Origin of the sequence: Haloarchaeobius sp. HME9146 (assembly GCF_025399835.1) — an archaeon.
Taxonomy (GTDB): domain Archaea; phylum Halobacteriota; class Halobacteria; order Halobacteriales; family Natrialbaceae; genus Haloarchaeobius.
Window position 1 is genome coordinate 1,378,327 of record NZ_JAODVR010000001.1, and the last position, 18,851, is coordinate 1,397,177.

The following is an 18,851-nucleotide window of genomic DNA, read 5'->3' on the forward strand; positions in this document are numbered from 1 at the left end:
CTTGACACCGTTGGCTATTCCCATTGGCCTAGATTTATCAGTCGTCCGTCAGTGTGTGCAGTCGTGACTTCCAACGAAGACGGCATCAGCCGACGCAGCGCTCTCCAGACACTCGCGACCACGGGGCTCGCACTGGGTGGGCTCACCGGCGTCGCAGCCGCCGGCGGGAGCGATGGCGACTACCAGGCACCCGCGGACTACCCGCTCATCTCGACCCGGGGGCACTTCGACGACGACGGGAACCTCACGTCGAGCGGGACGACGTACAACTACTACGGCGAGGGCGACTGGGCGAAGTACACCGAGTCCTGGCACGACGAGATCATCGTCTTCGTCCACGGCTGGAACCAGGACGACTCGGAGGACCAGGACATCGACGGCGCGTACACCTGCGAACTCGCCCTGGAGCAGAACGGCGTCTCCCAGACGAACGTCGGCTACTCGTGGGACTCCGACCGTGGCTGGTGGACGGCCGTCGACATCGCCAAGCGGAACGGGCCGAAGCTGGCGAACTGGATCGCGAACTGGACCAACAACGGCGGCGACCCCATCCGCCTCGTCGGGCACTCGCTGGGCGCGCAGGTCGTCGCCAGCACGCTCGCCAACCTCCACGCCTGGGGCTACTACAACGCGGTCGAGACCGTCTCGCTGGTGGGGGCAGCCATCCCGGACCAGACCGTCTCGACAGAGGACAAGTACGGTGACGCCATCGAGTATTCGAGCTACAGCTTCGGGAACTTCTACAACCGCGAGGATTCCGTGCTGAACTGGGCCTACTCGTCGGCGGAGTGGGACACCGCTCTCGGCGAGCAGGGCATCCAGGACGGGCTCGCGGCACCCTACAACTACCAGGAACTGGACGTCACCCAGCAGGTGCCGGACCACGGCTCGTACTACGAACCGGGCGACGGCTGCATGCCCGAAGTCGTGGCGTCGTGGTGACGCGGCCTGAGACGCAGGCGACGCTCAGATGTCGGTGACGAGCTCGGCGAAGTCGTCGGTGGGGATGACCTCCATCGTCTGCATGTCCAGCCCGTGGCGCTCCATCGCGAGCGCGACCTTGAACGCCTCGTCGCGCCCGTCGGCGTCGAAGATGACGATGAAGTCGTAATCCCCGAGGACCGCGTACGTGTCTTCGAGGGTCGCGTCGTACTCTTCGACTTCGGTGTGTATCTCACCCCAGAGCGAGGCGAGCTCCTGAACGTTGTTGATGTCGCGGTCGCGGACGCGGACGAGGGACGTGTACATTCCCATTGGTGGTTGTTCACACGGATGGCCAGAAAGGATACGGCATGACAATGGAAGGGTCGTCAGGTCTGGCCGCGTCGCCCACAGTGCCGAAACACGTCAGCGACAGTGGGGTACTCGGAACCGAGTAAAACACTGGGGTTTTTGCCGCCCTCCAGCGTAGACGGCCACATGAGAAACGCCAAGATCGTTTGTACGCTCGGACCGGCGACCGACACCGTCGGTCGCATCCGGGCATTGGCGGATGCCGGAATGTCGGTTGCCCGCCTCAACTCCAGTCACGGTGACCTGGAGACACGCGCCGAAATCGCCGATAAGGTCCGACAGGTGGACGAGGAGACGGAGAAACCGGTCGCGACGATGGTCGACCTGCAGGGGCCAGAGGTACGCACGGCCCCGCTGGACGAACCGATCGAACTCGAATCCGGGTCGACGGTCCGCTTCTACGAGGGGACCGAGGCGACCCCGGACGACATCGGGCTCTCGTACGGGATCTCCTCTGTCTCACCCGGCGACAGCATCCTGCTCGACGACGGCCGCATCGAGGCGACCGTCGAACGCGTCGATGGGTCGGACGTGTTCGCCACCATCGAGATGGGTGGCGAGTTGGGCGGGCGCAAGGGCGTCAACATGCCCGGCGTGGACCTCGACATCGACGTCGTGACCGAGAAGGACCGCGAGGACCTCAAACTCGCCGCCGAGAAGGAGGTCGACTTCGTGGCGGCCAGCTTCATCCGGAACGCCGACGACGTGCTCCACGTCAACGAGGTGCTCGAAGAGTTCGGGGCGGACATCCCCATCGTGTCGAAGATCGAGCGCGCGGGGGCCGTCGAGAACTTAGAGGAGATAATCGACGCCTCCTACGGCATCATGGTCGCCCGCGGTGACCTCGGCGTCGAGTGCCCGATGGAGGACGTGCCGATGATCCAGAAGCGCATCATCCGGCGCTGTCGCGAGACCGGGACGCCGGTCATCACGGCGACGGAGATGCTGGACTCGATGATCCACGAGCGCCGGCCGACCCGCGCGGAAGCCTCGGACGTGGCGAACGCGGTCCTCGACGGGACCGACGCCGTCATGCTCTCGGCGGAGACCGCCATCGGCGACCACCCGGTCCGCGTCGTCGAGGCGATGGACCGCATCGTCCGGCAGGTCGAGAACAGCGAGGAGTACGCCGAGACGCGCGAACAGCGCGTCCCGGCCGCCAGCGACTCCCGGACCGACGCCCTCGCGCGGTCCGCGCGGTATCTGGCCCGCGACATCGGTGCGAGCGCGGTCGTCGCCGCGTCCGAGTCCGGGTACACGGCGCTCAAGACGGCGAAGTACCGCCCCGGCGTGCCGGTCGTCGCGACGACCCCGACGGACCGAGTTCGACGCCAGCTCGCGCTCTCGTGGGGAGTCAACGCCCAGTACGCGCCGTTCGCCGAGGACGGCGTCGACGCCGTCATCCAGAACGCGGTGCAGGCCGCCCTGGACGCGGGCGTCGCCGAGAGCGGCGACACGGTCGTCGTCCTCTCCGGGATGATGACCGACCTGGAAGGGGCCCAGACGACGAACATGCTGAAGGTCCACGTCGCCGCGGAGGCCCTCGCCATCGGTCGTGGCGTGGTCTCCGGGTACGTCACCGGCCCCATCAGGAACGTCGACGACGGCGACCTGACCGATGTCCCCGAAGGCGCCATCATCACCCTCGGGCCGGAGTTCGATGGCGAGTTCGAGGGCGACGTCTCGCGCGTCGGCGGTATCGTCGACGCCCGCCCGGGCATGACGGGCTACCCCGCGATGGTCGCCCGCGAGGTCGGTATCCCGATGATATCGGGTGCGGACCTCTCCGACGTCGATGACGAGACCACCGTCACCGTCGACGCCGAGCGCGGCGTGGTCTACGACGGTGCCATCCACCGGCGACAGGACACCCGACGGTGACCCTGCCGGTTTAGTATCCTGGGCGCGTACTGTCTCCCGTGACAGACGACTCCGCCGACGACCAGTACCGGTTCAGCCTCGAAGACCTGGAGGACGACGAGGAGGACACTGGCCGTCACGACGCCCGCGCCGTCGAGATGGGGCCGTACGACCCCGACGAGGTCATCGAATCCGGCTCCATCGACGGTGAGAACGCGCTGTTCGTCGCCCTCGGCGTCCTCGCCATGGTCGCGTTCTTCGTGCACCTGGTGACCCTGCTCGGATGACCCCGGGCACGCCAGCGACGTATCGTACCACGCACCGCCGCCTGCAAAATTTTAATCAGGACGGGGCCTAACCGACCCACATGGCACCGCTACTCGACGTCGACCTGTTGCCCCTCCTCCTGTTCCTCGCCGGGACGGGACTGATGATAGCCGAGGCGCTGGTCCCCGGCGCGCACTTCATCGTCATCGGCGTCGCGCTGTTCATCGCCGGCCTCGTCGGGATGCTGTTCTCACCGCTCGGGACGCCCGTCGCCCTGGCGGCGATGGTGCTCGCCGTCGGCCTGCTCACGTTCTACGTCTACCGTGAGTTCGACTTCTACGAGGGCACGGACCGCGGTCAGACCAGCGGCTCGGACGACCTCCGCGGTGCGACCGCCCGCGTCACCGAGACCGTCACCTCGACCAGCGGGCGCGTTCGCCTGCTCGACCGGGGCGGGTTCGACCCCAACTACACCGCCCGGAGCGAGTGGGGCGACGAGATTCCCGAGGGGACCGAGGTCATCGTGACCGACCCCGGTGGTGGCAACGTGCTGACGGTGGCACCGACGACCACCGAGGACGACATCGACCGGGAACTCCGCCGGGAGCGCGAGCGCCGAGACCGGGAAGATGGCGAGACGGAACCGGCATAATCGTCCAGACAAATCAAACCTTCAACAGGAAGGCTTTTGTAATTTCCTTCCCGGATTGATATTATGGAGCTACTTCCACTACAAGGGGCTGCGACCTTCGGGTTCGTGGCCGCGATTATCGGGATACTGATAATCGTGGCGCTGGCCTCGGCGGTGAAGATCGTGCAGCCGACCGAAAAGCGCACGCTCACCGTCCTCGGCCAGTATCGCGGACTCCTCGAACCCGGGTTCCACCTGGTCCCCCCGTTCGTGTCGAGTACGCAGAGCTTCGACATGCGTACACAGACGCTCGACGTCCCGCCCCAGGAAGCGATCACCCGCGACAACTCGCCGGTCGTCGCCGACGCCATCGTCTACATCCGCGTGATGGACGCGAAGAAGGCGTTCCTCGAGGTCGACGACTACGAGAACGCGGTCCGTAACCTCTCCCAGACGACGCTCCGTGCCGTCATCGGTGACATGGAGCTCGACGACACGCTCAACAAGCGTCAGGAGATCAACGCGCGAATCCGCGAGGAGCTCGACGAGCCCACCGACGAGTGGGGTGTCCGTGTCGAGTCCGTCGAGGTCCGCGAGGTCAACCCCTCCAAGGACGTCCAGCAGGCGATGGAGCAACAGACCTCCGCCGAGCGCCGTCGCCGTGCCATGATTCTCGAGGCACAGGGTGAACGCCGCAGTGCCGTCGAGCAGGCACAGGGTGAGAAGCAGTCGAACATCATCCGCGCACAGGGTGAGAAGCAGAGCCAGATCCTCGAAGCACAGGGTGACGCTATCTCGACGGTCCTGCGCGCGAAGTCCGCCGAATCGATGGGCGAGCGCGCCGTCATCGACAAGGGGATGGAGACGCTCGCGGAGATCGGGACCTCCGACTCCACGACGTTCGTCCTGCCCCAGGAGCTCTCCTCGATGCTCGGCCGCTACGGGAAGCACCTGACCGGCAGCGACATCAAGGAGACCGAGGCCGCACTCGACAGCCGCGACTTCGACAGCGAGACCCGGGAGATGCTCGGCCTCGACGACATCGAGGACATCATCGGGGCCATCGACGAGGAGGCCCAGCTCGACACCGAGAAGATGGAGAAGCAGGCCGAAGCGGTCAAGATGGGCGACGACCCGACCGACATCAAGGACCCCGACGAGGTCATCGAGGAGGCGGACAACGAGATCGCTGGCGGCGACTACGACGTGAGCGACGACATGTCCGACTCGTTCACCAGCGCCGAGAAGAAGATGGAAGACCCCGAGAAAGAGACGGAGACCGAGAAGTAGCGAAGGCGTTTTACGGCTGGGGAAGCATAGAAAGAAACGAACAATGGGCGAACGCGGCGAGGTCGACGAGCAGAAACGCGCCACCCTGCGGCGCTTCGCCGCGGTCGGTGCAGCCAGCCCGTTCGCCCGCTTTACTGACGACGACTCCACCGGCGAGAGCGACGTACGCGACGCCATCGCTGGCTACCTCGCGGCGACGCCCGGTGCCCACTTCTCGAAGCTCCGTGACGACCTCAAACTCGGCACGGGCGAGACCCAGCACCACCTGCGCCGCCTCGTCGACGGCGACGTGGTCGAGGTCCACCGTGACGGCGACTACAAGCGACTGTATCCTGCCGGGCAGTTCTCCGAGTTCCAGAAGACCGCATTGGGCTACCTCCGGCGGGACACCCCACGCGGGATGCTCGTCGAACTCCTGCGCGACCCGGACGCGACCGGCTCCGCGCTCGCGGACGCACTGGGCGTCTCGCGCCCGACGGTGAGCAAGTACGCGAAGGAACTGGAGGGCGCTGGCCTGCTCTCTCGCGAGGACGGCTACCAGGTCGAACGCCCCGAGACCGTGCTGTTGCTCGTGGTTCGCTACGCGGATTCGTTCGACGCCAATGCGGCGCGACTCGCCGGACAGGCGGACCAGCTGGTCACGTTCGACCGCTGATCGAAAAACGGGAAAGAAGACCTCAGATGCTCGGGAGCGTGAGCTCCGTCTCGGGCTCCGGCGGTTCCTCCTTCGCAGTGTCGACCGTCTCGCCGAGACCGAGCGTGTCGAGCGGGTCGACGCCCTCACGGAGCGCGTCGAGATACGCCTGCACGCTCACGTGTTGGCCCTCGGCGACCGTACAGGGGAGTACCGCTGCCAGCTCGTCTCCCTGCCGGACCGCGAGGCAGACGAACGGGGTGACGAGTTTCTCCGTCGTCTCGCCGGTGAGCAGGTTGTCGTCCCGTCTGGTGACGAACGACTGGTCGATACGGACGTCGGCCGCGCGAGCCCAGTCCCGGAACGATTCGTACTGCCGGGAGGTCTCGGTCGAGCGGTCCGCGCGAACCGCCTTCGGCCAGGTGTGGACGTCGTACGAGTCCACGATATCCATATCGCGCAGTTCGCGGACGGCGTCGAGCACCGTCTCCTGCGGGGCCGCAACTGGTGCGTATGCGCGCAGATAGACGTCGATGGTTAGTGGGTGGTTTGTGGTCATCCTTCCCCCAGAGGAACCTTAATCATTGTTCATTATTAAACTAGCCCTTCCATGGCAACATCTGCCAGCGAAGCTTCCGGCTGGCAGTACTGTGTGAAACAGCATGTCGGCGGTGAGCCGACGGAATCCGGGGAGAAATGACAGCGTGGGTGCAGCGGGGCGCAAGCGACAGCGGGGGATGACGGGTGCGGGGTCGACGGGGATGCCAACCTGCTCAGACGGACACCTTCCAGGTCGTCGAGGAGGAGTAGCCCCACTTCTCGACGTCGACGTCGAAGTCGCCGCGCTGGATAGCGGTCATGTTGGTGCCGACCTCCTTCGCGGTCATGCCGAGGTCGTCGCCGATGAGGCGGGACTTGAAGTACGTCTTCGTCTCGGCCTTCTCGCGGAGGTACGTGAGGATGCGGCGCTGCTTATCGGACAGGTCGAGGGTGGCGGCGGAACTCGTGCTCATACCTACAGGGAAGAGACGTGTTCTAATAGGGGGTTTGGTACAGGGAGTTAATCCGCCGCTGTCTTGCGATTTACTGGGGGCCAAACACCCCCGCACAACGTTTTGCAACGCTTCTTGGTACGGGTGGTTAATCGGGACGTTCAGAAGCTACTTAGGTGCCGATGGCTCATTTCCTCCCAATGAGTACGGTCGACGTGAGCGTCGTCCTCCCTGCCTACAACGAGGAGAAGACCATCCGCTCCACGGTGGAGACGACACTCGCCACACTCGAATCTTTCCTCCCGGCCGACAGCTTCGAGGTCATCGTCGCCGAGGACGGCTGCGACGACCGGACGCCGGACATCGCGGACGAGATGGCGGCTGCGGACGACCGCGTGCGCCACTTCCACTCCGACGAACGCCTCGGCCGCGGTGGCGCGCTCGAACGGGCGTTCGAAGCGAGCCACGGGGACACCCTCGTCTACTTCGATACGGACCTCGCGACGGACATGAAGCACCTCGAAGAGCTCGTCGAGAGCATCCGGAGCGAGGGGTACGACCTCGCGACGGGCTCGCGCTGGATGGCGGGCCGCGAGGCGGACCGCCCTGCCAAACGCGGTATCCCGAGCCGCGGGTTCAACTTCCTCACGCGGCTGTTCCTGCGCTCGGACCTGCGCGACCACCAGTGCGGCTTCAAGGCGTTCGACCGCGAGGCGTTCCTCGCGCTCCAGCACGAGGTCGAGGACAACCACTGGTTCTGGGACACCGAGATGCTCGTGAAGGCCCAGCGACGTGGCTTCCGGGTCAAGGAGTTCGCCGTCGACTGGGAGCCGAAGGGCGACACCAAGGTCGACCTCGTCCGCGACGTGTTCGGCATGGGGAGTCAGATCCTCCGGACGTGGTGGGAGCTGTCGATACAGCCGCGCGTGAACCGGCGCGTCAGCCTCGTCGCCGGGACGCTCCTCTCGACGGTCGCCATCCTGCTGATGGCGTTCTACTACCTGGAGTGGGAGACGGTGCTCGAGCACATGAGCGCGGCCGAGCCGACGCTCGTGCTCGCCTCGGCGCTCGTCTACCTGCTCTCGTGGCCCATCCGGGGGCTTCGCTACCGCGACATCCTCGAGACCATCGGGTACGACAGCGACACGAGATTCCTGACCGGCGCGATATTCATCAGCCAGACGGGGAACCTCGTGTTCCCGGCGCGACTCGGTGACGGGGTCCGTGCGTACGTGATGAAGATGCGACGGGACGTCCCGTATCCGTCGGGCTTCGCGTCGCTCGCCATCGAGCGGGTGTTCGACCTGCTGACCATCGCCGGGCTCGCCGGCGCGGTGATGCTCTCGCTCGTCGCGACGGGGAGCGCGGACGACATCGCCAACGCCCTCGCGGGCGAGGCGATTCCCCAGGAGTACGCCCAGTATCGCTCGGCGGCCGAGTACGCGTCGTATGTGGCAGCAGGCGTCGGTCTCGCGGCGGTCGCCGCGGTCACCGCCATCTTCGCCTCGGCCCGGTCCGACCGGGACCTCGTGAGCCCGTTCGTCGCGCGCCTCAGCGACGACTCCTACGCCATCATGGTCGTGAACGTCATCAGGGGGTTCGTCACGGACGTCCAGTCCGTCACGAAGGACAGCAAGGCGTTCGCGGTGGTCGGCTCGACGAGCCTGCTCATCTGGACGCTTGACGTGGTGACCGCGATGGTCGTGATGGGTGCGGTCGGTATCGACCTCCCGCTGGCACTGTTCGTCACGGTCGGCTTCTTCGCGGTGAGCGTGGGGAACCTCGCGAAGGTCCTGCCGCTCTCACCGGGTGGCATCGGCCTGTACGAGGGAGCCTTCACTGCCCTCGCTGTCGGGCTGGCGCCCGGCATCTCGGTCGAACTCGCCATCGCTGCGGCGGTCGTCGACCACGCGGTCAAGAACGTCGTCACCATCGTCGGCGGGCTCACCTCGATGGTGTCGCTGAACGTCTCGCTCACCGAGGCGGTCGAGGAGAGTACCGACGCCCGGGAGGCAGCGGAGCCGGTCGGGCAGGAGTAAGGAGACCGGGTTCAGGACCGGTAGTGCGACGTCACGAACGGCCCCAGTGCGCCAGCGACCGCGTTCTCCAGGGCGTCCTGTCGGTCGATGGCCCCGCCGGTGAACACGCCGACTGCGCCCTCGCTCCGGGCGACGTCGTCGCGGTCGAACTCGTCGTTCATCACCGGGCCGAGCTCTTCGCCGTCCCGGACGCGACTCGCGACGCCGTCGGGGAGGCGGATGCTCGGGCCGGCGGCGCGCTCGACACGGTTCCCGTCGAACACGGCCGCCCACATGATGAGGTGGAGGTCCTCGGGGGCGTCGGCATCGTCCGTGCGGGGCTCGGGCGTGAGGTCGGCCACGCCGCCTTCGATGCCGACGGCGAGGTCGAACGCGCCCGTCTCGTAGGCGCGCCGGGCCCGGTTCGCTGCGCCCATGATGGTCTGGTCGAGGCCGCGGGGCTGTTCGGGCACGCCCGAGTCCACGGCGACGGGCTCGATGGCCACGCCGGGGAGTGTTTCGAGGGCACGCTCGGTCGCTGCCACCTTCACGGGGTTCTGGCTCCCGATGGCGACTCGCATTGCAGGATGACATGGGCGGCAGGCAAATGTGCGTTGTCATCGCCGCTCGGACAGACATATATTAAGTTTTCTATTTTATCACGAGTTTGGCCGTATCACATAGGAATTCGTGGCATATAGGGAAAAATTCCACAACATTTAATACCTGCCTCCACATCGCACATCTACAGCACCAGCGCTTCCGGGTTTCTCCAGGACAGCTCCTGCCCGGTAGCCCCCGCCTTCGCACCCATGCCAAACGCACGAACCCGAACACGAGTAAGCAGTACCGAAGAGGAAACGACCGACAGCAGTCTCCAGTGCCCCGAATGTAGCGGCAACGTCGTCAGTGAGGGCTCCGAGACGGTCTGTGGCGACTGTGGCCTCGTCGTCGAAGAGGACCAGGTCGACCGCGGCCCGGAGTGGCGCGCGTTCGACGCCCAGGAGAAGAACGAGAAGTCCCGCGTCGGTGCCCCGACGACCAACACGATGCACGACAAGGGGCTCTCGACGAACATCGACTGGCGGAACAAGGACGCCTACGGGAACTCCCTGGGCTCGCGCCAGCGCGAGAAGATGCAGCGCCTGCGCAAGTGGAACGAGCGCTTCCGCACCCGTGACTCGAAAGAGCGCAACCTCAAACAGGCGCTCGGCGAAATCGACCGCATGGCCAGCGGTCTGGGACTCCCGAAGAACGTCCGCGAGACCGCCTCGGTCATCTACCGCCGCGCGCTCAACGAGGACCTGCTCCCCGGCCGCTCCATCGAAGGCGTCGCAACGTCTGCCGTCTACGCCGCCGCGCGCCAGGCCGGCGTCCCGCGCAGCCTCGACGAGATCGCGGAGGTCTCCCGCGTCGAGAAGAACGAGGTCGCACGCACCTACCGCTACGTCGTCCGCGAACTCGGGCTCGAAGTCGCGCCCGCCGACCCCGAGAGCTACGTCCCGCGCTTCGCGTCCGGGCTGGAGCTCTCCGACGAGGCCGAACACCGTGCCCGCTCGCTCCTGAAGAACGCGAAGGAGAAGGGCGTCCACTCCGGGAAGTCCCCGGTCGGCCTCGCGGCCGCCGCGGTGTACGCCGCCTCCCTCCTCACGAACGAGAAGACCACGCAGGCCGCCGTCAGTGACGTGGCCGACATCTCCGAGGTCACCATCCGGAACCGCTACCACGAGCTGCTCGAAGCCGAGGACAACCTCGGCCTCGTCTGAGCTACAGGTCCAGAAACGCCGCGTCGTAGGTGACGCGGCCACCGATTCTTTCGTCTCTCTCCTCTCCGAGCCACCGCACCTGGAAGTCTTCGTCCGGTAGCTTGAACGGGTGGTCGAGCCCGTACGGCGTCGCCGGTTCGAAGCCGAATCTCGAGTAGAACGCCGGGTCGCCGTGGAGGACCACGAGGTCGTATCCTGCCGCGGCACAGGCAGCCAGCCCGTGCCGAACGAGGTCGCTGCCGATGCCCTCGCCCTGTCGGTCGGGATGAACCGCGACGGGTGCGAGCGTGAGCGCCGCGTCGGAGTGGGCGGCGTCGCTTCCAGCGTCGCCAGCGGTGACCGAGACCTCGGTGAACAGGACGTGGCCGACGACCCGCCCGCCGTCGTCGGCGACGATGGACAGGTCGGGCACGAACGCCTCGCTCTCACGCAGGGCAGCGACGAGTTCGGCCTCGTCGTCGGTCGGGAACGCGGCGCGGTGGACCGCTTCGACTGCGGCCCGGTCGGCGGCCGTCTCGGGACGGTACTGGCACACGGGCGTTCCGAGGGGCGACGGCTGATTCACCGTTTCGGTGCCGCGACAAGGGATGACGGTTCGCGCAGGCTTTTGCCGGTCGCCACGCAACGCTCCCCTATGGACTTCGACTCCTTCGTGCTGTGTGCGAGCACCAGCGACCTGCGCGAGGAGCCGGCGGCTCGGGACCACGCCGACGCCGTCGAGTTCCGGATGGACCTCGCGGACGACCCACTCGCAGCGCTCGACGAGTACGACGGCGAACTGCCGATTCTGGCGACGAACCGCGTCGACTGGGAGGGAGGCGAGGCGGCCGACGAACCGGCCCGGCTGGCGGCACTCGCGACCGCCGCCGAACACGAGGCGGTCGAGGCGGTCGACCTGGAACTCGCTTCCTTCACCGACGATGCAGATGCTGCTGCCCGCACGGCCGAGCAGGCCCGCGAACACGGGGCCAAGATCGTGGTCTCGGCACACGACTTCGAGGGGACCTACGACGCCGAGGAGATGGCCGAGACGCTCGACGCCGCCGGCGACTACGGTGACGTGGCCAAGCTTGCCATCGCGGCCGAGGTGCCCCTGGACGTGCTGGAACTGCTCGCGGTGACCCGCGAGTTCGCGGCCGACGGGGAGTGCGTCGCGACCATGGCCATGGGCGAGGTCGGGAGTCACTCACGGGTCGTCGCACCGACGTACGGCTCTCGAATCGGCTACGCGCCGGTCGACCCGGCAGACGCCACGGCACCCGGGCAACTCCCCCTCGAGACGATGCGGGAGCTGGTGTCGACGCTGTCGACGAAACCCGAAACCTATTGACGTAGTATCCATAACCCGGCTCCATGGTTCGCGTGCGCGTCGTCGTGGCTGTCGTGCTCTCGTTCATCTTCCCGGGCCTCGGCCACGCCTATCTCCGCCGCTGGGCGCGTTCGCTGCTGTTCGTCGGCATCTTCATCACCGTCACGGCCCTGGCGGTGCCCGAGGCGGCGATCACCTCGTTCGACTCGATCATCGCGGTCACCCAGCGCGTCTCCAACCAGGTGTCGCTCTCGGAGAGCATGGCGATGAGCGTGGTCGAGATCGCCGCGATGACCGACGCCTACCTGCTGGCGAGCAGCTCGCTCCGCGCAGAAGAGGGCAGCCCGCGGTGTCCGAACTGCAAGAAGGAACTCGACGGCGAGATCGACTTCTGTCCGTGGTGCGCCCAGGAGATAGACGACCTTCGGCGCGTGCAGCGCGAGTGAAGAAGACGGGTTTCGCGACGCGAGGACTTACTTCTCGATGATGGACTCCTCGATAGCCTCGCCGAAGTGGCGAGCTTTGTCCTCGTGGTAGAGCAGGAGCTCGTCACCGGGTTCGAGTTCGGTGACGGCCTTGCGGCCCTCGCGGGTGTGGACCTTGATGGTCTCTGCGTTCTGGAGCAGCGTCTCGACGCGGTCCTCGCCCTCGTCGTCTTCGATGGCGAGTTCGATACGGAACATCGGCCGCTTCTCTATCTTCGCGCGGCCGACGATGACCTCACGGGTGTTCCCGTCGGTGTCGACGACCTGCACCTCGTCGCCGGACTTCAACTCGGAGAGGTACTTGGTACCGCCGCCGGGCGTGCGGACGTAGGCGTGGACCGCACCGGCGTTGACCCGGAACGGTCGGGAGGCGACGTAGGGCGATTCGGCCGTCTCGGCGTGGACGAAGACGAGCCCGCGCGCCATCGAGCCGATGAGCATCCCCTCGTCGTGGTCGAGCAGCGAGCCGGTGTCGATGCAGACCCGGTCTGCACTGCCGGTCTGTTCGATGGCGGTGACCTCGGCCCAGCCCATGTCCAGCTTCTCGCGGTCGGCCGCGTCACGAGCATCGACGGTGTCGCGGATCTCGCCGGGGTCGTCGCTGTCCAGCAGGACGGCGTCGGAGCCGTGTTCGAGCGTCTCGAACGCGGTTCTCGCGTCTTCGGCGGTCTCGACGCCCGCGATGAGCGTCGTGTCCCCGCCGATGCGGGCGATGAGGTTCTCCAGCGGGATGATGGTCCAGTCCTCGCCGACGACGATGGTGTAGTCGGCGACGGACGCGACCTCCTCGGCCAGCTTCTCGTACTCCTTGCCGAGGATGCGGACGTAGCCGCCGCTGGCGTTGCCTCGCCGGATCGTCGAGAGGTCCGCGGACCCGGAGAAGTCGGTCGGGAAGTCGATGGTGCCGTCGCCCTCGCCGTCCTTGCCGACGACGTAGGCGTCGGGCTCGGCGTGGCCACCGTCGCTCTCTATCTCGTCGCCCTCGTCGTCGCCGCTCTCGGCGTCGGTGATGACGTCGACGTCGCCCGCGGTTCGGAAGGCAGCGATGTTGACCGCGCCGAGTTCGCGGACCTTCGCCACGTCCGTATCGTCCACGAGCACCCAGTCGACGCCGGCTTCGAGCCCCGCTGTGATGCGTCGTTTTCGAGCCTCCCAGTCGCCGACGGAGCCGTCGGCTTTCAGCCAGACTTCGCGTTCTGTGGTCATACCACGAAGTGGGACAGGGCGTTGCTTTAACGTGGCGGAAGTGGCGATTGTGCTCAGCCCAGCAAACTGCCAGCGAGGGCTGCCCCGAGCGCGCCGAGTGCCCCGGCGAGACCGCTGAGTGCGCCGTTCAGGAGGACGCCAGCGGTGTCGTAGGGTGGAACCGTGCTATCGAACGGGAACGCGTTCTCGACGACCGCGAACTGGGTGTGGGGAAGCCAGGTGCTCACGAGGAGGAACAGCAGACAGCCGACGAATGCGCCCGCCATCGCCGCGGGAACGACCGTGCGGCGTCGCCCGTCCTGGACCGCACTGGAGACGAACGTGACGACGGTCGCCAGCATGGGTGCCAGTATCGGGGCGAAGATGTACACCAGCCTGCCGATGTTGTTCTGGTTCGTCTGTGCCGTCTGCTCTGCGCCCGGCCCGCCGGCGAGCTGCAGGAGGTTGTGGTCGCCGTACTGCCCGAAGAGCATCGGAATCAGCCCGAAGGCGAGTCCTGCCGTCAGGAGGGTGAGTGCGACGACGCCGAACTGCCGGAGGAGGGTCCGGTCGGTCAGGACGGCGGCGATATCGCCGAGCGTGAGGACATCGTCGTAGGGGGACTGTTCAGGGTTGGACATGGTTCAGGACTCGCCCGCGAAGAATATATCTTTTTCTCGTCACATATGTTCGACTGGACGACTCACTCCATGATGCCGCCCACGAGCGCGCCACCGAGCGCACCTACCGCCCCAGTGATACCGACGAGTGCGCCGTTCAGGAGCACACCTACCATGTCGTACGGGGGGATTGCCTCCTCGAAGCCCCACGACCCTTCGGTGACGGCTAACTGCGTGTGACCGATTCCGGTACTCACGAGGACGAACAGGAGACAGCCGACGAACGCGCCGGCCGCCGCGAACGGGAGCACTTTTCGCCACGGTCCCTCGCGTCTGGACCCGGCGATGAACGCGACGGCCGCGGCCAGCAGCGGCGCGAGGTAGGGGCCGAAGTCATAGATGTTGCGCGACACACCGTTCTGGTGTTGTTGTGTCGTGGCCGCGAACCGCGAGGGTTGGTTCAGGATGTTCGGGTCGCTGAATCCTCCGTAGAGAACGGGTACCAGACCGAACGCGATACCTGCCGTCACTAGCGCGAGCGTCACACCGGCGAACTGCCGGACCACGACTTCGTCTGTCAGCGCGGACTCGATGGCATCGAGCGTGATGCGGTCGTCGGGGGAGGACTGTTCAGGGTTGGTCATGGTCCTGACCTCACCTTCGAACGATATATCTTTTGACCATCACGTCCGCCCGGACTCCCGTGAACCGGTCCCGTCATCTCATGAGACTGCCAGCGAGGCTTCCACCGAGGGCACTGACTGCGCCCACGATGCCTGTGAGTAGCCCGTTCACCAGGTGAGAAGCCGTGTTGTAGGGTGGGACTTCGTCCCGAAACCCGATGAAGTTCTCGACGATACCGAACTGGCTGTGTGCCAGCGCAGAACTCACGAGGACGAACAGGAGACAACCGACGAACGCGCCGGTCACGGCGGACACCGCCACGGTTCTATGGTTTGCAGCAGTGCGGGCACCAAGGGCGACGCCCACGACACAGGCAAGCGCCGGTGCGAGATAGGGTGCGTAGTTGAACACGATCAATGCGGTGAGGTTCTGTCGCAACTGCGGTCCGAACTCGGACGGGTAGAGGAACAGGTGATTGCCGAATTCGCCGTACAGTACCGGGACCAGTCCGAACACGACTCCGCCGACCGTGAGTAATCCGGCGACCACGGCGAGCTGCCGGAGTAGCCCCTCGCCTGTGAAGACTGCCGCGATGTCGCGGAGGGTAACGACATCGTCGTATGGGGAGTTCTCAGGGGTGGACATGTCACAGTATCTTTTCATAGACGTGAAATAGATTTCCTCCAGTCCCCCTCGACAGCCCTTTGTCCCTCTACCCGCTACTCCCGCCACGATGACCGGTCCCGCTACCGTCCTCTTCGACCTCGACCTGACCCTCTGTGCATCCACACAGGACCGCGACACGCTCCTCTCCCGGACATTCGACGCCGTAGGCGTCGACCAGTACTGTGAGCCCTCAGACCTCGGTGCGGTCGTCGGTGAGGTGGAGACGGCCGAGACCGAACACGAGTTCTACGCCTCGATCTTCGCCGCGGCGGCCGACCGCGCCGGTGTCGAGGACGTGCCCGCCGACGCGCTCGCGAGTGCCCACGCCGACCTCGTGGACCACTCGGCGGTCGAGTTCTGCCCGGGCGCAGAGCGCGCCCTGGAACACGCCCGGACGCACGCCGAGAGCGTCGGGCTGGTCACGAACGGCGGCGAGGAGAGCCAGACCACCAAGTTAGAATCGCTCGGCATCGCGGACGCCTTCGATACCACGGTGTTCGTCGACCCCCGGAACGGCGTCGAACCGAAGCCACACCCCGCCCCGTTCGAGCGGGCACTGGGCGCACTCGATGCTGTTCCGGAGGCGACCATCCACGTCGGCGATTCCCTGCGGTCGGACGTGGCCGGGGCGAACGCCATGGGCATCGGCTCGGTGTGGGTGCCCTACGACGCGGCCAGCCACGACGGCAACCACGACCCCAGCCACCAGCTCGACTCGCTCCACGAGTTCGAGACGGTGTTCTGAGCGGTTCTGGTACCTGTCTGGGTCGGTGAGTTCACGAACTCATCTTTGCGGACCGTCTCGTTCTCCGTCACCACGTAGGTCGCCCGCGAGTAGCCGTCGCCGACCACCGTGTTGCCGTCCTCGGTGTCGTACATCGAGATGCCACAGCCGACGCCCATCCGGAACCCGTCGTCGATTCGCTCGCGCCACTGGACGCGGCAGTTAACGTGGACTTCGGCGTGGTCCTCGATTGCCTGGTTGTACAGGTACACTTCCTCGGACGATTCCACGTAGGTCTCGACGTTCCCGTTCGTGAACTCGGTTGGTCGCTCGGGCGTCGGTCGCTGGGTGGCCTGCTCGGTGGTGGGTGTGGTTGTCGCTGTCGGCGTTGCTGTCTCATCGATTTCACCGCCGATGGCACCGGTACAGCCCGCGAGCATGAGAAGGGCGACTGTGACCAGCACTTTGGGCATTGTCGTGGAAGGCATACACCCCGGTTCGGTACGAGAACATATCAAACGACCAGCAACCTGAAAGACTGGCTGTACCCTACCAGTCGTCGCCCAGTTCCGCCCTCGCCTGCTGGTACCCCTTCTCGGTCCGCCAGGTCTCACCCGAGTCGACGTGTTCGACCACGTATCGAGACTGGCAGACGCCACACCGGTAGCCGTCGGCAGGCTGTTTCACCGGGTTCGAGGCGCGGTGCCTGGCCGCCCGCCAGTCGCAGTCGCTCGCCGAACAGCGCAGGACGTACCGCGGCTCCGAGAACGTCTCGCAGTGTCGCGGGGCGTCGAGTTCCGCGGCCTTCTGGCGGAAGCGCGCGCCGTGTCCCGACTCGCCGAACTGCTGGAACTCCCAGGCGTGGACCAGTTCGTGCCGGATGGTGTCGGTGAACTGTCGCCAGCCGAAGGCACGGTAGGCCTGCCAGGTGAGGACGATGGTGCAGGTCTCGTCGCCGGGCTGGTAGCGACACGCCCCCGCCCGGCGCTTCGCCCGCTTCGACACCTCCCAGTCCACACGGTCCAGGTCCACGTCGATGTCGACCGTGCTGGCGTACGTCTTTGCCCAGGCACAGAGGTCCGCGGGCGTGTCGGGGTCTGGGGTGCCGGTCTCGTGCACGGTACCAAGCGTGACCGGCCCGGACCTAAACATTCCGGCGTGTCACGTCGAGACGGACCGGCACAAAGTTCATTCCGCACTGGCCAGAGCATCGAAACATGTCCTCCATCACCGACAGGTTTCCGTCGTTCGCCCAGGTGGAGACCGCGCTCGCGCTCCTGCTCATCGCGAGTCTCGCGGGCATCCTGCTCTCCAGTGGGAGCCTCGTCGGGGCCGCCTTCGAGGGGAACTGGCTCCTCACCGTCCTCCTGATACCGGTGTTCCTGCTCCCGGCGGTGGTGATACTCCACGCGCTCGTCGACCTGTACCGGGTCATCGACGGGGCCGGCGCGACCATCGAGGACGCGCTCGGCCACCTGGCCCGCGTGCTGCCGGCCGGGACCTTCATGCTCGGCATCTGGCTCGTCACGCAAGTCGACCCGGACGCCGAGTTCGACCCGAGGGCCATCGTCGCGGTCATCCTCCTGTCCGTCGGAACCGTGGCGCTGGTCGGGATGGTACTGGCCCAGGCTGGCTGGCGACTGCTCCGAGGAACGAATACGAGAACAGAAACTTAGACTTCCATCGCGAAACCGCCGCGCTTGAGCGCCTCGTCGACGCTCACGTCGTCGTGGACGATGGCCGAGACGGCACGAGCGATGCTCTCCGGCGAGTCGTGCTGGAAGATAGAGCGACCCATCGAGACGCCTGCTGCGCCGCCGTCCATCGCGCCGCGGACCATCTCGACGGTCTCGCGGTCGGTGCCTTTCGCGCCGCCGGCGATGACGACCGGGAGCCGCGTCGATTCGGTGACGTGCTTGAAGGAGTCGCCGTCGCCGGAGTAGCCCGTCTTGACGATGTCCGCACCGACCTCCTCGGCGAGGCGGACCGCGTGGCCGAGCGCCTCGGGGTCGTCGCTCTCGATGTCGGGGCCGCGGGCGTAGGCCATCGCGAGGACCGGGATACCGTAGTCGGCGGCCTCGGCGGTGACCTTCGAGAGTTCCTCGATCTGGCCGGGTTCGTAGTTCGAGCCGACGTTGATGTGGAAGGAGACGGCGTCGGCACCGACCCGGATGGCCTCTTTCACGGTGCCCGTCATGCGTTTGTCGTTGGCGTCGGGGCCGATGACCGTCGAGGCGTTGAGGTGGACGATGTAGCCCGCCCCGTTCTTGTGCTCGTGGACGCGGGGGGCGATGCCCTTCTGCGTGAGGACGGCGTCTGCACCGCCGCGTGTTACCGCGTCGATGGTCGATTCGATGTCTTTCAGTCCCTGTACTGCACCGAGTGTGATACCGTGGTCCATCGGGACGATGACGTACTTCCCATCTGTCCCGATACGGTCCAACCGTGTCTGGATTCCTGTGTCTGTGTTCATGTATGTCACTGTGT

Annotated in this window: 24 protein-coding genes; 12 read left to right on the forward strand and 12 right to left on the reverse strand. The window is 66.2% G+C overall.

The window, feature by feature from the left end; genetic code table 11:
• Window positions 1–63: 63 nt before the first annotated feature.
• Complete coding sequence (locus tag N6C22_RS06965; protein ID WP_261650374.1) at window positions 64–942, forward strand: TMCO4 family protein; 879 nt, start codon at window positions 64–66, stop codon at window positions 940–942.
• Window positions 943–966: 24 nt separating this feature from the next.
• Here the strand turns inward: N6C22_RS06965 and N6C22_RS06970 are convergent, their stop codons facing one another.
• Complete coding sequence (locus N6C22_RS06970) at window positions 967–1,254, reverse strand: GYD domain-containing protein (protein WP_261650375.1); 288 nt, start codon at window positions 1,252–1,254, stop codon at window positions 967–969.
• A 165-nt stretch (window positions 1,255–1,419) separates the two neighbouring features.
• On the opposite strand from N6C22_RS06970, the gene pyk reads away from it, so the two are divergent.
• From pyk to N6C22_RS06995, 5 genes are all read left to right on the forward strand, one after another.
• On the forward strand, window positions 1,420–3,174 hold the full coding sequence (gene pyk, locus N6C22_RS06975; protein WP_261650376.1) for a pyruvate kinase: 1,755 nt from the start codon (window positions 1,420–1,422) through the stop codon (window positions 3,172–3,174).
• 38 nt (window positions 3,175–3,212) lie between these two features.
• The gene (locus N6C22_RS06980; protein ID WP_261650377.1) at window positions 3,213–3,440 is read left to right on the forward strand and encodes a hypothetical protein; all 228 of its coding nucleotides are present in this window, start codon (window positions 3,213–3,215) and stop codon (window positions 3,438–3,440) included.
• A gap of 80 nt (window positions 3,441–3,520) precedes the next feature.
• Entirely contained in the window at window positions 3,521–4,072 is a 552-nt protein-coding gene (locus N6C22_RS06985) for an NfeD family protein (protein WP_261650378.1), read from the forward strand.
• A 63-nt stretch (window positions 4,073–4,135) separates the two neighbouring features.
• Entirely contained in the window at window positions 4,136–5,341 is a 1,206-nt protein-coding gene (locus N6C22_RS06990) for an SPFH domain-containing protein (RefSeq protein ID WP_261650380.1), read from the forward strand.
• 43 nt (window positions 5,342–5,384) lie between these two features.
• Window positions 5,385–5,996: a MarR family transcriptional regulator gene (locus N6C22_RS06995; RefSeq protein WP_261650381.1), complete on the forward strand. Its 612-nt coding sequence runs from the start codon at window positions 5,385–5,387 to the stop codon at window positions 5,994–5,996.
• Window positions 5,997–6,018: 22 nt separating this feature from the next.
• On the opposite strand, the gene N6C22_RS07000 is transcribed toward N6C22_RS06995, so the two are convergent.
• Window positions 6,019–6,534 (reverse strand): HTH domain-containing protein, encoded by a 516-nt coding sequence (locus N6C22_RS07000; RefSeq protein ID WP_261650382.1) that lies wholly within the window; start codon window positions 6,532–6,534, stop codon window positions 6,019–6,021.
• A gap of 214 nt (window positions 6,535–6,748) precedes the next feature.
• Window positions 6,749–6,988 carry a hypothetical protein gene (locus tag N6C22_RS07005; RefSeq protein ID WP_261650383.1) on the reverse strand — a complete coding sequence of 80 codons (240 nt, stop codon included), beginning with the start codon at window positions 6,986–6,988 and terminating at the stop codon, window positions 6,749–6,751.
• A 179-nt stretch (window positions 6,989–7,167) separates the two neighbouring features.
• Here N6C22_RS07005 and N6C22_RS07010 point away from each other — a divergent pair, with 179 nt between their 5' ends.
• Window positions 7,168–9,006 (forward strand): flippase-like domain-containing protein, encoded by a 1,839-nt coding sequence (locus N6C22_RS07010; protein ID WP_261650384.1) that lies wholly within the window; start codon window positions 7,168–7,170, stop codon window positions 9,004–9,006.
• An 11-nt stretch (window positions 9,007–9,017) separates the two neighbouring features.
• Here the strand turns inward: N6C22_RS07010 and yjjX are convergent, their stop codons facing one another.
• Window positions 9,018–9,566: an inosine/xanthosine triphosphatase gene (yjjX, locus tag N6C22_RS07015; protein ID WP_261650385.1), complete on the reverse strand. Its 549-nt coding sequence runs from the start codon at window positions 9,564–9,566 to the stop codon at window positions 9,018–9,020.
• Window positions 9,567–9,797: 231 nt separating this feature from the next.
• On the opposite strand from yjjX, the gene N6C22_RS07020 reads away from it, so the two are divergent.
• Window positions 9,798–10,751: a transcription initiation factor IIB family protein gene (locus N6C22_RS07020; protein ID WP_261650386.1), complete on the forward strand. Its 954-nt coding sequence runs from the start codon at window positions 9,798–9,800 to the stop codon at window positions 10,749–10,751.
• Between the two features lies 1 nt (window position 10,752).
• Here N6C22_RS07020 and N6C22_RS07025 read toward each other — a convergent pair whose 3' ends face one another.
• Window positions 10,753–11,286 (reverse strand): GNAT family N-acetyltransferase, encoded by a 534-nt coding sequence (locus N6C22_RS07025; protein ID WP_261650387.1) that lies wholly within the window; start codon window positions 11,284–11,286, stop codon window positions 10,753–10,755.
• 99 nt (window positions 11,287–11,385) lie between these two features.
• Here N6C22_RS07025 and N6C22_RS07030 point away from each other — a divergent pair, with 99 nt between their 5' ends.
• Together N6C22_RS07030 and N6C22_RS07035 are read left to right on the forward strand one after the other, a co-directional pair.
• Window positions 11,386–12,081: a type I 3-dehydroquinate dehydratase gene (locus N6C22_RS07030; RefSeq protein WP_261650388.1), complete on the forward strand. Its 696-nt coding sequence runs from the start codon at window positions 11,386–11,388 to the stop codon at window positions 12,079–12,081.
• Window positions 12,082–12,104: 23 nt separating this feature from the next.
• Entirely contained in the window at window positions 12,105–12,506 is a 402-nt protein-coding gene (locus N6C22_RS07035; protein WP_261650389.1) for a DUF6677 family protein, read from the forward strand.
• Window positions 12,507–12,533: 27 nt separating this feature from the next.
• On the opposite strand, the gene N6C22_RS07040 is transcribed toward N6C22_RS07035, so the two are convergent.
• The 4 genes from N6C22_RS07040 to N6C22_RS07055 form a co-directional block, all read right to left on the reverse strand.
• On the reverse strand, window positions 12,534–13,751 hold the full coding sequence (locus N6C22_RS07040; protein WP_261650390.1) for a 3-dehydroquinate synthase II: 1,218 nt from the start codon (window positions 13,749–13,751) through the stop codon (window positions 12,534–12,536).
• 53 nt (window positions 13,752–13,804) lie between these two features.
• Window positions 13,805–14,371, reverse strand: coding sequence for a hypothetical protein (locus tag N6C22_RS07045; protein ID WP_261650391.1), 567 nt, complete (start codon window positions 14,369–14,371; stop codon window positions 13,805–13,807).
• Window positions 14,372–14,433: 62 nt separating this feature from the next.
• Window positions 14,434–14,994 carry a hypothetical protein gene (locus N6C22_RS07050; protein ID WP_261650392.1) on the reverse strand — a complete coding sequence of 187 codons (561 nt, stop codon included), beginning with the start codon at window positions 14,992–14,994 and terminating at the stop codon, window positions 14,434–14,436.
• 73 nt (window positions 14,995–15,067) lie between these two features.
• Entirely contained in the window at window positions 15,068–15,619 is a 552-nt protein-coding gene (locus N6C22_RS07055) for a hypothetical protein (protein ID WP_261650393.1), read from the reverse strand.
• Window positions 15,620–15,707: 88 nt separating this feature from the next.
• On the opposite strand from N6C22_RS07055, the gene N6C22_RS07060 reads away from it, so the two are divergent.
• Window positions 15,708–16,385, forward strand: coding sequence for an HAD family hydrolase (locus N6C22_RS07060; protein WP_261650394.1), 678 nt, complete (start codon window positions 15,708–15,710; stop codon window positions 16,383–16,385).
• Here the strand turns inward: N6C22_RS07060 and N6C22_RS07065 are convergent.
• Window positions 16,304–16,852, reverse strand: a complete 549-nt coding sequence (locus N6C22_RS07065; protein ID WP_261650395.1) for a hypothetical protein — start codon at window positions 16,850–16,852, stop codon at window positions 16,304–16,306. The two genes, N6C22_RS07060 and N6C22_RS07065, sit on opposite strands and share 82 nt — an antisense overlap.
• 61 nt (window positions 16,853–16,913) lie before the next feature.
• The gene (locus N6C22_RS07070; RefSeq protein WP_261650396.1) at window positions 16,914–17,483 is read right to left on the reverse strand and encodes a SprT-like domain-containing protein; all 570 of its coding nucleotides are present in this window, start codon (window positions 17,481–17,483) and stop codon (window positions 16,914–16,916) included.
• A 98-nt stretch (window positions 17,484–17,581) separates the two neighbouring features.
• On the opposite strand from N6C22_RS07070, the gene N6C22_RS07075 reads away from it, so the two are divergent.
• Window positions 17,582–18,040: a hypothetical protein gene (locus N6C22_RS07075; protein WP_261650397.1), complete on the forward strand. Its 459-nt coding sequence runs from the start codon at window positions 17,582–17,584 to the stop codon at window positions 18,038–18,040.
• On the opposite strand, the gene N6C22_RS07080 is transcribed toward N6C22_RS07075, so the two are convergent.
• A complete protein-coding gene (locus N6C22_RS07080) occupies window positions 18,037–18,837 on the reverse strand; it encodes a 2-amino-3,7-dideoxy-D-threo-hept-6-ulosonate synthase (protein ID WP_261650398.1) in 801 nt (266 codons plus the stop codon). The two genes, N6C22_RS07075 and N6C22_RS07080, sit on opposite strands and share 4 nt — an antisense overlap.
• Between the last annotated feature and the right edge of the window lie 14 nt (window positions 18,838–18,851).